At 65.2% G+C, this 15,088-nt stretch carries 11 protein-coding genes; 4 read left to right on the top strand and 7 right to left on the bottom strand.

The annotated features are described in order from the left end of the window. Positions 1-20 precede the first annotated feature (20 nt). The 5 genes from iolD to U5A57_RS06450 form a co-directional block, all read right to left on the bottom strand. Entirely contained in the window at positions 21-2,021 is a 2,001-nt protein-coding gene (gene iolD, locus U5A57_RS06470) for a 3D-(3,5/4)-trihydroxycyclohexane-1,2-dione acylhydrolase (decyclizing) (protein WP_321909144.1), read from the bottom strand. Next, on the bottom strand, positions 2,018-4,033 hold the full coding sequence (locus tag U5A57_RS06465; protein ID WP_321909143.1) for a bifunctional 5-dehydro-2-deoxygluconokinase/5-dehydro-2-deoxyphosphogluconate aldolase: 2,016 nt from the start codon (positions 4,031-4,033) through the stop codon (positions 2,018-2,020). The genes iolD and U5A57_RS06465 overlap by 4 nt, the downstream gene beginning before the upstream one ends. Positions 4,034-4,070: 37 nt before the next feature. Then, the gene (locus U5A57_RS06460) at positions 4,071-4,880 is read right to left on the bottom strand and encodes an ATP-binding cassette domain-containing protein (RefSeq protein WP_321909142.1); all 810 of its coding nucleotides are present in this window, start codon (positions 4,878-4,880) and stop codon (positions 4,071-4,073) included. 13 nt (positions 4,881-4,893) lie between these two features. Next, complete coding sequence (locus tag U5A57_RS06455; protein WP_321909139.1) at positions 4,894-6,057, bottom strand: ABC transporter permease; 1,164 nt, start codon at positions 6,055-6,057, stop codon at positions 4,894-4,896. 237 nt (positions 6,058-6,294) lie between these two features. Continuing rightward, positions 6,295-7,356 (bottom strand): sugar ABC transporter substrate-binding protein, encoded by a 1,062-nt coding sequence (locus tag U5A57_RS06450; RefSeq protein ID WP_321909138.1) that lies wholly within the window; start codon positions 7,354-7,356, stop codon positions 6,295-6,297. 284 nt (positions 7,357-7,640) lie between these two features. Here U5A57_RS06450 and U5A57_RS06445 point away from each other — a divergent pair, with 284 nt between their 5' ends. From U5A57_RS06445 to U5A57_RS06430, 4 genes are all read left to right on the top strand, one after another. Beyond that, a complete protein-coding gene (locus U5A57_RS06445; protein WP_158757465.1) occupies positions 7,641-8,531 on the top strand; it encodes a MurR/RpiR family transcriptional regulator in 891 nt (296 codons plus the stop codon). Then, positions 8,524-9,546, top strand: a complete 1,023-nt coding sequence (gene iolG, locus U5A57_RS06440; RefSeq protein WP_321909136.1) for an inositol 2-dehydrogenase — start codon at positions 8,524-8,526, stop codon at positions 9,544-9,546. Before U5A57_RS06445 ends, iolG begins: the two co-directional genes overlap by 8 nt. A gap of 36 nt (positions 9,547-9,582) precedes the next feature. Then, positions 9,583-10,638: a Gfo/Idh/MocA family oxidoreductase gene (locus tag U5A57_RS06435; RefSeq protein WP_321909134.1), complete on the top strand. Its 1,056-nt coding sequence runs from the start codon at positions 9,583-9,585 to the stop codon at positions 10,636-10,638. Positions 10,639-10,755: 117 nt separating this feature from the next. After that, positions 10,756-10,983 (top strand): sulfurtransferase TusA family protein, encoded by a 228-nt coding sequence (locus tag U5A57_RS06430; protein ID WP_028214640.1) that lies wholly within the window; start codon positions 10,756-10,758, stop codon positions 10,981-10,983. A 105-nt stretch (positions 10,984-11,088) separates the two neighbouring features. Here U5A57_RS06430 and galU read toward each other — a convergent pair whose 3' ends face one another. Together galU and U5A57_RS06420 are read right to left on the bottom strand one after the other, a co-directional pair. Continuing rightward, positions 11,089-11,970 (bottom strand): UTP--glucose-1-phosphate uridylyltransferase GalU, encoded by an 882-nt coding sequence (gene galU, locus U5A57_RS06425; RefSeq protein ID WP_028208043.1) that lies wholly within the window; start codon positions 11,968-11,970, stop codon positions 11,089-11,091. 79 nt (positions 11,971-12,049) lie between these two features. After that, positions 12,050-14,917: a valine--tRNA ligase gene (locus U5A57_RS06420; protein WP_321909131.1), complete on the bottom strand. Its 2,868-nt coding sequence runs from the start codon at positions 14,915-14,917 to the stop codon at positions 12,050-12,052. Positions 14,918-15,088: the final 171 nt, after the last annotated feature.

The raw sequence follows: 15,088 nt of genomic DNA, 5'->3' as shown, positions 1-15,088 counted from the left end.
CGATGTCTGTGTCGTCCGCGTTATGCATGGCCGGGTTCGTCGTCGCCGGCGGGCGCGTTTTCGTTGGATTCAGCCGCTTGCGCGCGGCCGCCGCGCTCGGCGACATGTTCTTCATAGCGCTCGCGCGCCTCGCGCACGGCCGCGCGCGCGGATACCTCGGGCACCGCGACTTCCCACCACCAGCCGCCTTCCTCAGTCGTGCGCGCGGGATCGGTGTCGATGCAGACCACGTAGGTGCGCGTCGAAGCACGCGCGCGTTGCAGCGCCGCTTCGAGTTCCGCGACGTTCGCCACGTGTTCGGCCTGCGCGCCGAGCGAGCGAGCATGCGAGGCGAAGTCGATGCGCGGCGCGCCGAGCGGTCCTTGCGCGCAGTCGTCGAACAGATTGTTGAACGGCGCGCCGCCGCATGCCTGCTGCAACCGGTTGATACAGCCATAGCCGCGGTTGTCGAGCACGACGATAATGAGCTTCGCACCCAGCATGACCGAGGTGGCGATCTCGCTGTTCATCATCAAATAGCTGCCGTCGCCCACCATCACGATGACTTCGCGATCGGGCCGCGCGAGCTTCGCGCCGAGGCCGCCCGCGATCTCGTAGCCCATGCACGAATAGCCGTATTCAACGTGATAGGCGCCGGGCAGGCCCGCGCGCCACAGCTTGTGCAACTCGGCGGGCAGCGTGCCGGCTGCGCACACGACGATATCTTCGGTGTACGAACGGCTCGACGAGCGCTGCACGGCACCAATCACATCGGCGTCGTAGGGCAGGCAATTGCGTTCCTGCGGCGCATGCGTCAGGCGCTCGACGCTCGCACGCCACTCGTTGGCAAGACGTTGCGCGTGGGCGGTCCAGTTCGCGTCGGCACGCCAGTTGATCAGCTCGTCGTTGAGCGCGGCGAGCGCCTGGCGCGCGTCTGCCTGCACGGCGAGGCCGTCGTGCTTGAGCGCGTCGAAGGCATTGGCGTTCACGCCGACCACATGCGCATTGGCGAAAAGCGAGTTCGAGCCGGTCGTGAAGTCCTGCAAACGCGTGCCCACGGCGAGCACGCAGTCGGCGTCGCGCGCCAGTTCGTTGGCGGCGGGCGAGCCCGTCACGCCAAGCGCGCCGACGTTGAGCGGATCGTCCCACGCGAGCGAGCCTTTGCCCGCCTGGGTCTCCGCCACGGGAATGCCGCGCGAGGCGGCGAGCGTCTGCAAGGCCTGCGAGGCGCGCGAATAGAGCACGCCGCCGCCCGCCACGATCAGCGGGCGTTTCGCGCGATGCAGTTGCGTGAGCGCCGCGTCGATCTCGGTCTGAATGGGGGCGGGCGCGTGGAACGTCACGAGGCGCGGCGTGAAGAAGCTCACCGGATAGTCCCATGCCATGGCCTGCACGTCCTGCGGCAACGCTAGCGTGACCGGGCCACAGAGCGCGGCGTCGGTGAGCACGCGCAGCGCGCGCGGCAGCGCCGTGAGCAACTGCGCGGGATGCACGATGCGGTCGAAGTAGCGCGATACGGGCTTGAGCGCGTCGTTGGCGGAAATGCCGCCGTCGTGCAGGTCCTCGATTTGCTGCAGCACCGGATCGGGTTCGCGTGAAACGAAGATGTCGCCGGGCAGCAGCAGCACGGGCAGGCGGTTCACATGCGCGAGCGCCGCCGCGGTCACGAGATTCGTCGCACCCGGGCCGATCGAGGTCGTGACCGCCATCATGCGGCGCCGGAAGTGCGCTTTGGCATAAGCGATCGCGCTGTGCGCCATGGCCTGTTCGTTGTGCGCGCGCAGCGTGGGCAACTCGTGCCGATGCTGATAAAGCGCCTCGCCGATGCCAGCCACATTGCCGTGACCGAAGATCGCGAACACGCCGCCGAACAGCGGCTCGGTGCGGCCCGAGCCGTCCTCGCTCGCCACGCGCTGGGCGGCGAGATAGCGCACGAGCGCTTGAGCCGCGGTGAGCCGCACGGTGCTCGCGTGCGCGCCGGACGATGCGTGCGGCGCGCTTTCCTGCGAGGCGTAGTCGCCAGGAGCGATGCGTTGGTTCATGCCGCCTTCTCCTCATGGTTGGCGTGCGTGCCGTCTGCTTCGGCGCGCGCGGCGCGCCATGCGCCGATCAGCGTTTCGAAGGCGCGGCGAGCGCGGGCGATCACTTCGTCGTCGCTAATCTCGCCGGCGAGCCACGCGAGGCTCGGCTCGTAGAAGATCGAGCGGCCTACCGTAAAGCCTCGGCAGGTGTTCGAGGCGGCCGCCGCGCGGAAGCCTTCCACGAGTTGGTCGATCGGTGCGGAGAGACCGAGCAGCACGACGCCGCGGCAATACGGGTCGCGCTCGGCGATCAGCGCGTCGATCTCGCGCCATTGCGCCGCGCTCGTCGGCTCGAGCTTCCACCATTCCGGATAGAGGCCGATGTTGTACAGCCGCTTGAGCGCGCGATAGACCGTATCGGGCGCATTCGGTTTGCCACCGAGCTTCGGCGGAATGACTTCGAGCAGCAGCTCGTGGCCGCTTGCCTGCGTTGCGTCATAAAGCGCGCGCAACTGCGCTTCCTGTTCCAGACGCTGTTCGATCGGCTCGTCAGGATGGAACTGCACAAGGCACTTCACCGTGTGGTCGATAGGCCACGAGGCGAGTGTCGTGCCGATCGAGCGGCCGTGGTCGAACACGAGCGGCACCGATCCCGGCAGCTCGACCGGGCGGCCGATCCACCAGCCGCGGCCGGTCGCGGCGTTGAGCGCGTCCTGGCCGTAGCGGTCGTCGATCAGGACGCCGATGCGTCCCTGCAGGCCGAGCGTGCGTTCGGTCTGCGCCACCGCCTCGACGAAGAGATTCTTCAGATACGCAATGCGCGCTTCGCTCACGCCGGTTTGCTGCGCCAGATCGAAGAACTGGTTGCGATGATCGAACGCGAAGCCGAGCACTTCGTCGTGCCGCTTACGCGCGGGGGTCACGCGATGCAGGCGCGCGAGCGTCGCGTCGCGATCGGGGCGGCGCATGCGCACGGGGTCGGCGGCGGCTTCGCGCAGGAAGTAATCGAGTTCCACCGGCGTCGGCATGGCGGGCGCGCAACCGTGTCGCGAGACGACGAGCGCGCCGCTTGCATTGGCCGCGCGCGCGCAGTCTTCGAGCGAGGCGTCGCGCAACCAGCCCGAGAGGAAGCCGGAGGCGAACGCGTCGCCCGCGCCGAGCACGTTGAGCACTTCGACTTCCACGCCGCGCTGCATCGGCAAATCGTCCATCGAGGCGGGTACGGCGCCTTCCACGATCTGGCAGCCAAGCGGCCCACGCTTGACGAGCAGCGTCGCGCCCGTCACTTCGCGCACGCGCTTGAGCGCATCGACGAGCGTGTCCTTGCCGCCCGCAATGCGGAACTCCTCTTCGGTGCCGATCACGAGATCGAAATGCGGCAGGATGCGCTGCAAATGCGCGCTCACGCCTTCGCTCGCGACAAAGCGCGTCTCGCCGTCGGCCTTGCCCGTGAGGCCCCACAGCACGGGCCGGTAGTCGATGTCGAGCACGGTGCGCACGTTGTTGCGGCGCGCGTAGTCGAGCGCGGTGAGGCTCGTGCGGTTCACCTGCTCGGTCGAGAAGTGCGTGCCGGTGATCAGCAGCGCTTTCGAAGAAGCGATGAAGGCTTCATCGAAGTCGCCCGAATCGACGGCCATGTCGGCGCAGTTCTCGCGATAGAAAATGAGCGGGAACGTGTCGCGGTCTTTCAGACCCAGCAGCACGAGCGCCGTAAGGCGTTCGTGATCCACGCGCACGTGGCTCGTGTCGCAGCCTTCCTTCGTGAGCGTTTCGACGAGAAAGCGCCCCATGTGGTCGTCGCCCACGCGCGTGAGCATGGCCGACTTCAGGCCGAGACGCGCGCAGCCGAAGGCGATGTTCGCGGAGGAGCCGCCCAGATACTTCGCGAACGTGGAAACGTCTTCGAGCCGCGCGCCCACTTGCTGCGCGTAGAGATCGACACCCAGGCGGCCAAGGCAGACGATGTCGCGGCTGCGCCCGGCGGCGAAGCGGCTTGGCGTTGAACGGGGCGGGGTGGATTGAGTCAGGGCCATGAGTATTCCTGTTGAGTGCTGTGCCGTGCGCGCGTGATCAGATGGTCGCGCCGTCGAGTTCGGCGATCATCTTCTGCATCTCCGCGCCGCCCGCCATCATGTCGAGCACTTCGTTCTTGCTGATGGTGTCCTTCGTGTAGGTGCCGAGCGAGCGGCCGCGATTGAGCAGCGTGAACGAGTCGCCGATCGGGTAGGCGTGGTGCACGTTGTGGGTGATGAAGATCACCGAAATGCCCTTCGCGCGCGCCGCATGAATGAGCTTGAGCACATTGAAGCTCTGCTTCACGCCGAGCGCGGCAGTCGGCTCGTCGAGAATCAGCACGCGCGCACCGAAGTGAATGGCGCGCGCGATGGCCAGACACTGTTTCTCGCCGCCCGACATCGTGCCGATGGCCTGATGCGGGTCGCGCACGTTGATGCCCATGCCGGCGAGTCGGTCCTTCGCAATCGTTGCGCTCGCATCGAGATCCATCACGTTGATAAAGCCGAACAGCTTCTTCTGCGGCTCGCGGCCCATGAAGAAGTTGCGCGCGACCGAGAGCAGCGGCACCAGCGCGAGATCCTGATAGACGGTGGCGATGCCGAGGTCGAGCGCGTCTTTGGGCGAATCGAACGCCACGGGCTTGCCGTCTACGAAATACTGGCCGGAAGTGGGCTGGTGCACGCCCGCGAGCGTCTTGATGAGCGTGGACTTGCCTGCGCCGTTGTCGCCGAGCAGGCAGTGCACCTCGCCGCGTTTCAGGCGCAGCGTGACGCCGTTGAGCGCAATGACCTTGCCGAAGTACTTGCTGACGTTCTCGAGCGCGAGAATCGTGTCGTCGTTGGCGGTGCTGGTGGTATCGGACATTTGAGCCTCCGGCTTACGATTGCGCGACGCGGCGGCGCACATAGTGATTGAAGAGCACGGCAATGAGCAGCATCACGCCGAGGAACACGCGGAACCAGTCCGAATCGATGTTCGTGTAAGTGATGCCGATCTGCACGACGCCGAAGATGAGCGCGCCGAACGCCGCGCCGATCACCGAGCCGTAGCCGCCCGTGAGCAGCGTGCCGCCGATCACCGCGGCAATGATCGCTTCGAACTCCTTCTGAAGACCGCGGTCGGCGGCGGCCGAACCGATGTCGCACACTTGCAGCACGGCGAAGAGGCACGAGCAGAACGCGGTGAGCATGAAGAGCGAGATCTTCACGCGCTTCACGGGCACGCCCACGTTCTTGGCGGCGTTGGAGTCGCCGCCGACGGCGAGAATCCAGTTGCCATAGCGGGTCTTGGCGAGCACGAATGCGCCAATGGCCACGAGCGCGAACCACCAGAGAATCACCTTGGGAACGCCCGGCACGAGCGGCTGGCCGTTGTCGAGCATCTTGCCGATGCCGATATGCGCGAGCGCGACGAACAGGCCCTTGAACGCCGTGCCGTGAAAGAGCAGATTGGTGATGAAGTCGGCTTTGGCCACGTCGCCCACACCCGAGACGATCGTGCGGTCGGCGAACATGATCGAGAGCGCAAGAGTCAGGCCGCGCAGGATGAACAGGAACGCGAGCGTGACGATGAACGAAGGCAGCCGCGTGCGCATCACGAGGTAGCCGTTCAGCGCGCCGAGCGCGGTGCAGCCCACGAACGCGAACAGAATGGAAAGCGCGATGGGCCAGTGGAAGTACATCGTGGGGATCGCCACCATCATGCCGGCGAAGCCGATCATCGAGCCGATGGAGAGGTCGAACTCGCCGGCGATCATGAGCAGGCACGCGCCGACGCTCAGGATACCGAGGTAAGCGGCGACCTGGGACCAGTTCATCACGCCGTCGAGATCGAACATGCCCGATCCGCCCGCGCCGATCGCAAAGACGGCGAAGACCAGCACGGTGCCGGAAATCGCGGCGAATTCGGGGCGGCCGAGCAGATGGCCGAACCACGATTCGCGGCGCACGCGTTCGTCGCCGGCGCCCGGCTGCGGCGTGGGCGCGTCTTGCGCGCCGCTCTCCTGAGCGTGCGAGGGGAAGTGTTTGCCGGCTACACCCATGATGTCTCCTGTATCGACCCGAGTGGGCGCATTAGCGCGTGACTCCGGTCCTATGCACGGCTTTCGGCCGTGTGAGGCGCATTCGCACCTGCGTTGGCTCAAATGCCCGAGCGCATTCCCCACAAGCAACAGCCTTGCAGTAGAAGCAACACGGTGAATGGCGCGCGGCGAGGCTGGCGAGAGGCGATGGGCATCGGAAGATGCTAGCCGCCGCCGCGCGTGGCTGACGAAAAAAGCTTAGCGGTACTGACCTGCGTACTTCACAACCTTGTCGACATTCTCCTTGGTGATGAAACCCGGACCGGAGCGGATATTCTTCGGCCCGTACGAGGGCTGCAGGCCATAGGTTTCAAGGCGCTGCTTGAACTTCGGATTCGCTTCGAGAATCTGGCGGATCTTCTGCGGGTCGGTGGTGTGTTCCTTCTTCACGATCGCGAGCACGGCCACCGGGATATAGCCCTGCAGGTACGGCTGCTGGTCGATCGCGAACTGGATGGTGCCCGCGCGGATCGCCTTGGCAATGTCATCCGAGAAGTCGAACGTGCAGAAGTAGATCTTGCCCGCGAGGCCCATCTGGTCGACGGCCTTGAGCGTGGCGGCGGCCGGCACCGGGCCGAGCGTGAGGATCGCGCCCGTGTTCGGATGGTTGCGCAGATACGCGCTCACCTTCGACTGGATTTCGGTCGGGTCCTGGCCGGAGTCGATCGTCGACGTCTTGTAGTCCACGCCGAGCGCATCGGCAAAACCGCGGCAGCGTTCGAACGACACGGCGTTGGTGGCGAAGTGGTTCACGCACAGGAACGACTTCACGCCCGCGGCCTTGGCTTTTTCGCCGGCGGCTTTCCCCGCCACATATTCAGGCTGGCCCACGTGCATGATTGCGCCGAGTTTCTCGCTCTGTTCCTCAGTGCCCGAGTTGATCGTCACGAGCGGGATCTTCTTTTGCGTGACCTTGCCGATGGCACTCTTGAGCACGTCGTAGTCGGCAATGGTGACGATAACGCCGTCATAGTTGCGCGCGGCGGCCTGTTCGATCAGGCGCGACATGTCGGCGATATCGCCGTTGGGCGGATTGCGGTAGTCGGTTTCGACGTTCCAGTCGTCATCGGCCTGCTTGATGGCGTTCTTGATCGTGTTCCACCACGAGTCGGAATCGGGCGCGTGGCTGATCAGCACGAAATGCGCGTCGGCGGCTTGTGCGGTTTGCGCGCTGAGCACGCTGGCACCGGTCAGTCCCGCTGCCAGCGCGAGCACTGCGGCCAACTTTCGGAGCATGGTCTTGCCCTTGCGTTGAGTCATTGTCTCCACCTTTCTCGGTCTGTCGTTCGTTCTTGGGGTGAGCGTCGCAGCCGCGCTTTTTACCTGCCGCTTGCTACATGGACCGAATGGACCAACTGCCGCGCTCATCGACAAGATTAGGACATCGCCTCGCGACTTGCAACGAAAATTTCATTGCAAATAAAAATGGAAAATCTGTTCCATTCGTGTGACACGCTGCCTATAATCGGCTCCGTCGGCATGCCGTGGAATGCAAGCCGGATAAGGCTTTGCGGCAATGCGGCAATCAGCGAAGGAAAACGATCATGGCGGATGACACAACCGACGCCGTAGCGGGCGTAGACGAATTGATGCAGCGCATCGCGCAGGATTACGAGGCGCTGCCGCGTCAGCTGAAAAGCATCGCGACCTACATCGAACAGCACCGCGCGAGCGTGATGATGGACCGCACGAGCGACATTGCGGCGAGCTGCGGCGTGCATCCCTCGGCGGTGGTGCGCTTTGCGCAGCGCTTCGGTTTCTCGGGCTTCTCCGATCTGCAGGCGGTGTTCCGGCAGGCGTATGCGGGGCAGGGCGCCTCGGCCACGAGCTATCAGCAGCGCATTCGCCAGCTGATCGACGCCAAGGAGGGTGAGACGAGCCCGGACATGGGCGGCGCCGTCGCGCGCGAATTCATCGGTGCGTGCCGCAGCGGGCTCGACGAACTCGAAGCGGGCCTCGACGGCGCGCAGTTCGACGAAGCCGTGAAGATGCTCGAGCAGGCCGACAACATCTACGTGATCGGCGTGCGCCGCTCGTTTCCGGTGGCGAGCTACATCGTTTATGCCTTGCAGCACACGCGCAAGCGCGTGCACCTGGTCTCGGGGCTCGGCGGCATGTATCACGAGCAGATCCGCAGCGTGAAGAAAGGCGACGTGGTGATCGCGATCAGCTTCGCGCCTTATGGCAAAGAGACACAGTACTGCCTGCGCGTGGCGCAGCAGCATCACGCCAAAACGCTCGTCATCACCGACAGCCAGCTTTCGCCGCTCGCGCGCCACGCGAACGCGCAACTCTATGTGAAGGAGGGGAGCGCGTTCGCGTTCCGCTCGCTCACCAGCACTTTCTGCCTGTGCCAGGCGCTCTTCATTGCGCTTGCGTACCGGCTCGAACTCAACGTGGAAGAATCGACCGACACCGGAGGATACGATGACTAGTGCAGCAAGCGGAGCCGCGAAAACGCTGGATGTGGCGGTATTCGGCGCGGGGCGCATTGGCCGCATTCATGCGGGCAATCTCGCGCGCCAGCCGGGCGTGCGTCTGAAGTACGTGATCGACGTGAATCGCGAAGCCGCCGCCGCGCTCGCCGCGCAGCACGGCGCACAGGTGGTCGACGTGGACGCCGCATTCGGCGACGCCTCGATCGGCGCCACGGTAATCTGCTCGAGCACCGATACGCACTCCGAACTGATCCTGAAGTCGGCGGCGGCCGGTAAGCATATCTTCTGCGAAAAACCCGTCGATTTGACCATCGAGCGCGCACGCGCTTGCGCAGAAGCGGTTCAGCGTGCGGGCGTCGTGGCCATGATCGGCTTCCAGCGTCGCTACGATCCCACGTTCGCCGCGCTCAAGACGCGCCTCGACGCAGGCGAGATCGGCACGCCGGAAATGCTGATCGTCACGAGCCGCGATCCGGGCGCGCCGCCCGTGGAATACATCAAGCATTCGGGCGGCATCTTCAAGGACATGCTGATCCACGACTTCGATATCTTCCGCTGGATTCTCGACGACGAAGCGCTGAGCGTGCACGCCACGGGCAGTTGCCTGTCCGATCCGGCGATTGCCGATGCGGGCGACATCGACTCGACGGCGGTGACGATCCGCACGAAGCGCGGGCGCCTTTGCCAGATCAACACGGCGCGGCGCGCGGCTTACGGCTACGACCAGCGTTTCGAGGTGCTCGGCAGCGAGGGCATGCTGCAGGCCGGCAACATGAAGCCGACCGAAGTGGTGGCGTGGTCGAAGACCGCCGTGGCGCAGGACGTGCCCGAAGCCTTCTTCCTCGAACGTTATCGCGCGGCCTACGCGCGCGAAATGGCGCATTTCCACGAAGCGGTGACGCTGGGCACGCCGGTGCGCACGTCGGTCGCCGACGGCCTGAAGGCGCTGGAACTGGCCGAAGCCGCCTCGCTGTCGTGGCGCGAGGGCCGTGTGGTGATACTGGGCGACTGAAACCGGTCTAACGTGGATCAAGCGAGGAGACGAGGAATGCAGGCAATCGATCGTGCCCAGCCGTTGCGCGTGGGTGTGGCGGGACTGGGGAGGCTGGGGCGGCGGCATGCGCAGAACCTGGCGTATCGCGTGCCGGGCGCGACGCTCGCGGCCGCGTGCAGTCCGCTCGAAGCGGATCTCGCATGGGCGCGCGAGGCGCTGCCCGCCGCGCGGCTGTATGGCGAATATGCAGACCTGCTGGCGGATCAATCGGTCGATGCGGTGTGGCTCGTCACGCCTTCGGCTTTGCACGCCGAGCAGATCGTGCAGGCGCTCGAAGCGGGCAAGCATGTGTTTTGCGAGAAGCCGCTTTCGCTTGATGTGGCTGAATGCGAGCGGGTGGTGAACGTGTCGCGCCGCCATGCTGACCGGCAGGTGACGATCGGCTTCATGCGCCGCTTCGATCCGAGTTATCAGGATGCCTATGCAAAAGTGCAGGCGGGTGCGATCGGCAGGCCGTTTCTCGTGCGCTCGCAAACCTGCGATCTCAACGATCCCGAAGGCTTTTTCGTGCGCTTCGCGCCGACCTCCGGCGGGATTTTTCTCGACTGCACGGTGCACGATATTGACGTCGCGCGCTGGCTGCTCGGCAAGCCGCGCGCCACGCGTGTCTATGCCGCTGGTGCGATCGCGCTGCACGAGGGCCTGCGCGAAGCGGGCGACGTCGACAACGGCGTGGCGATCTGCGAGTTCGAGGACGGGCGTCTCGCGATGTTCTATGCGTCGCGCACGATGGCGCACGGCAACGACACGTCGAGCGAGGTGATCGGCACGGCGGGGGCGCTTGCGATCGGGCGCATCCCGCGCGCGAATCGCGTGGATGTCTACGACGCGACCGGCGTGCGCAGTGTTTGCACGCCCACGTTCTTCGACCGTTTCGAAGAGGCGTTCCTGATCGAAGCGCAGGCGTTCGTCGCTGAGGTCGCGGCGCGCAAGGCGGGTGGGGCGGAGCACGACAGCCTTGGCGCGACGCTCGAAGACGCGCTGGAGGCCACGCGCATCGGCCAGGCGCTGCGCGAATCGCTGCATACGGGGGCGGCGGTCACGCTGTAAGCCGTGCCGCGATCGGGGGCAAGCGGCGGCTGGCGTGGCTGCGGTAAAATCGACGCTATTGCCAGCACCGTCTCACGCCGCGACGGTGCGCCACCGAAGGATCCAACCCCGATGCAGATTCAGGTTCACAAGGAAGTGGATGCACGCGGGCTGAACTGCCCGCTGCCGATCCTGCGCGCCAAGAAGGCGCTCGCCGACATGGAAAGCGGCCAGATCCTCAAGGTCCTCGCGACCGACCCCGGCTCGCAGCGCGATTTCGCCGCGTTCGCGAAGCAAACCGGCAACGAGATCGTGGAAAGCTCGAAGCAGGAAGAGACGTTCGTGTTTTTGATGCGCCGGCGCTAAACACCGAACGCCGAAGCAGATAAAAAAATGGCCCGCATGAGAATGCGGGCCATTTTTGTTTGTGCAGCCGGGGGCGCCTAGCCGGGGGCGCCTGTCCGGGGGCGCCTAGCCTTCCAGCACCGGTTTGCGCGTACGCAGATACTCGTCGAAATCGGCGCCGACTTCCGGGTGGCGCAGCGCGAACTCCACCGTCGCCTTCAGATAGCCGAGCTTGCTGCCGCAGTCGAAGCGCGTGCCGTGGTACTTGTACGCGAGCACCTGCTCGTCGGCGAGCAACGACTGGATCGCGTCGGTGAGCTGCAGTTCGCCGCCCGCGCCGGGCTTGATCGACTTCAGATGCTCGAAAATGCGCGGCTTGAGCACGTAGCGGCCCACCACGCCGAGGTTCGACGGCGCGACTTCGGGCGCCGGCTTTTCGACGATGCCCGAAAGCTTGACGATCGAGTCTTCCCACTCCTTGCCGTCGACAATGCCGTACGAGCGCGTTTCCGAGGGCGGGATCTCTTCCACGCCGAGCACCGAGCTATGGTAGTGGTCGAACACCTCGACCATCTGCTGCATGACGGGCGGCGTGCCGTAGAGCAAGTCGTCGGCGAGAATCACGGCGAACGGGTTGTCGCCCACGAGCTTTTCCGCGCACAGCACGGCGTGGCCCAGGCCGAGCGCCTCCGGCTGACGCACGTAGAAGCAGTCGACGTTGTTCGGCTTGATGTTGCGCACCAGTTCGAGCAGCTTGGCCTTGCCGCGCGCTTCGAGTTCGGCCTCGATCTCATACGACTTGTCGAAATGGTCCTCGATCGCGCGCTTGCTGCGCCCGGTCACGAAGATCATTTCCGTGATGCCCGCAGCCACGGCTTCTTCGACCGCGTACTGAATGAGCGGCTTGTCGACCACGGGCAGCATTTCCTTCGGGCTGGCTTTCGTGGCCGGAAGGAAGCGCGTGCCTAGGCCCGCTACCGGGAATACCGCTTTTGTCACTTTCAGCATGTCTTTAGTCCCTGTCCTGGTGCTCGTGTGACGCCGCGGGTGCGACGTCACACGGTACAGCCTTTGGCCGGTATGGCGCTCAGGCCGGCAACCGCGTGAGTTGCGCGGTCAGCTTGTCCAGCGTTGCCTGGTATTCTGCCAGTCTTTTCTGCTCCTGCTCAACGACTGCGGGCGGTGCTTTTGCTACAAAACTGTCATTTCCTAGCTTGGCCTTGCACTTCGTCACCTCATTGCTGAGGCGGGCAATTTCCTTCGACAGGCGTTCGCGTTCGGCGGCGACATCGATCTCCACCTTTAGCACGAGCTTGTCCGTTCCTACGATAGCAACTGGCGCGCCTGCCGAGGCGGCGTCGAGCGCGGCTTCGTCGGCGATGATCTGGACCTCCGAAAGCTTCGCCAGCGCCTGCGCATAAGGCGCGAACGTCTTGAGGCGCTCGGCGTTGCCCGTGGCGAGCAGCGGCACCTTGGTGGCGGGCGAGAGGCCCATTTCGCCACGCAGGTTGCGGCATGCGTCGATCACGGCCTTCAGGTCGGCGGCCCACTGCTCAGCGGCTTCGTCGATCTTCTTCGCTTCGGCCACCGGGTAACGCTGCATCATGATCGATGCCTCGCCTTCGGCCGCGCCTTGCGGGTACGCGTCGGTGAGCGGCGCCACCTTCTGCCACAGCGCTTCGGTGATGAACGGAATCACCGGGTGAGCCAGGCGCAGCACCGTTTCCAGCACGCGCAGCAGCGTGCGGCGCGTGGCGCGCTGCTGCTCGGGCGTACCCGTCTGGATCTGCACCTTCGCCAGTTCCAGATACCAGTCACAGTATTCGTCCCAGACGAACTTGTATATGGCGTTGGCCACGTTGTCGAAGCGATAGTCCGCGAAGCCCTTCGCGACTTCGGCTTCCACGCGTTGCAGGAGCGAGACGATCCAGCGGTCGGCCTGGGAGAAGTCGGTGTAGCCGCCGGGGCCGCAATCGCCGGGCTGGCAATCGCCCGGCTTGCTGAAACCGCAGTCGTGGCCTTCGCAGTTCATCAGCACGAAGCGCGTGGCGTTCCAGAGCTTGTTGCAGAAGTTGCGATAGCCCTCGCAGCGCGCGAGGTCGAAGTTCACGTTGCGGCCGAGCGTGGCCATGGAAGCCATCGTGAAGCGCAGCGCGTCGGTGCCGAACGCGGCAATGCCGTCCGGGAACTCCTTGCGCGTCTTCTTCTCGATGGTCGCGGCCTGCTTGGGATTCATGAGGCCGGTCGTGCGCTTGGCCACGAGCGCTTCGAGGTCGATGCCATCGACGATATCGATCGGGTCGAGCGTGTTGCCCTTGCTCTTGGACATCTTCTGGCCTTCGGCGTCGCGCACGAGGCCGTGCACGTACACGGTGTCGAACGGCACCTTGCCGGTGAAGTGCGTGGTCATCATGACCATGCGCGCCACCCAGAAGAAGATGATGTCGAAGCCCGTGACGAGCACGGAAGAGGGCAGGAAGGCCTTCAGTTCAGGCGTTTCCTGGGGCCAGCCGAGCGACGAGAACGGCACGAGCGCCGACGAGAACCACGTGTCGAGCACGTCTTCGTCGCGCTTCAATGCGCCCTTGTAGCCCTTGGCGTCGGCTTGCGCGCGCGCTTCTTCCTCGTTCTTCGCAACGAAGATCTCGCCGTTCTCGCCGTACCACGCCGGGATCTGGTGGCCCCACCAGAGCTGGCGCGAGATGCACCAGTCCTGGATGTTCTCGAGCCACTGGTAATAGGTCGTCGTCCAGTTCTCCGGCACGAACTTGATCTCGCCGCTGCGCACCACGTCGAGCGAGGTTTCGGTGATCGACTTGCCGGGGTTGAAGGTGCCCTCGGGCGCCGGCTTCGTCATCGCGACGAACCACTGGTCCGTGAGCATCGGCTCGATCACCACGCCCGTGCGGTCGCCGCGCGGCACCATGAGCTTGTGCGGCTGGACCGAGTCGAGCAGACCCAGCGCCTCGAAGTCGGCCACCACCTGCTTGCGCGCCTCGAAGCGGTCGAGGCCGCGGTATTTTTCCGGGGCGTTGTCGTTGATCTTCGCGTCGAGCGTGAGGATCTCGATCATCGGCAGGCCGTGGCGCAGGCCCACCTGGTAGTCGTTGAAGTCGTGCGCGGGCGTGACCTTCACGACGCCCGTGCCGAACTCGCGGTCCACGTATTCGTCGGCGATGATGGGGATCTCGCGGTCCGCGAGCGGCAGCTTCACCGTCTTGCCGATCAGGTGCGCATAGCGCTCGTCTTCCGGGTGCACCATCACGGCCGTGTCGCCGAGCATGGTTTCCGGGCGCGTGGTGGCGACCGTGAGGTGGCCCGAGCCGTCCGCGAGCGGGTAGCGCAGGTGCCACAGGTTGCCGTTTTCCTCTTCGCTCGCCACTTCGAGGTCCGAGACGGCGGTGAGCAGCACCGGGTCCCAGTTCACGAGGCGCTTGCCGCGGTAGATCAGGCCCTGTTCATAAAGGCGCACGAACACGTCGCGCACGGCGGCCGACATCTTGTCGTCCATCGTGAAGTATTCGCGCGACCAGTCGATCGAGGCGCCCAGACGCCGCACCTGGCCCGTGATGGTCGAGCCCGACTGCTGCTTCCACTCCCATACGCGCTCGACGAACTTCTCGCGGCCGAGATCGTGGCGCGAGATCTTCTGCGCGTCGAGCTGGCGCTCCACGACGATTTGCGTGGCGATGCCCGCGTGGTCCGTGCCCGGCACCCACAGCGTGTTCTCGCCGAGCATGCGGTGGTAGCGCGCGAGGCCGTCCATGATCGTCTGGTTGAACGCGTGCCCCATGTGCAGCGTGCCGGTGACGTTGGGCGGCGGCAACTGGATCGAGAAGTTCTTGTGGCCGGGCTCGAAGGTCGCGGCGGCGTAGCCTCGACGCTCCCATTCGGGGCCCCAATGGGCCTCGATCGTTTGGGGCTCGAAGCTTTTCGCTAGCGTGCTGTCGCTCATGGGTGGAATCTGCCGAAAAAAGGATGCGGAAACGTTCGATTATAAGGGGAAGTCCTGTCGGAGCCGACGTGCCAGCCGAGGCCGGGCCAAGCGCGGGCCGACGCGCGACGCCCGGGCTGCCCGAGCCGCCGCGTGCGCGCGCACTTATAATGGCGGTCTGCCATTCAACGG

The sequence above is a fragment of the Paraburkholderia sp. J11-2 genome (assembly GCF_905220185.1).
In the GTDB taxonomy this organism is placed as follows: domain Bacteria; phylum Pseudomonadota; class Gammaproteobacteria; order Burkholderiales; family Burkholderiaceae; genus Paraburkholderia.
Note: the sequence above shows the minus strand (reverse complement) of the source record. Positions and strands in the feature narration are given on the sequence as shown.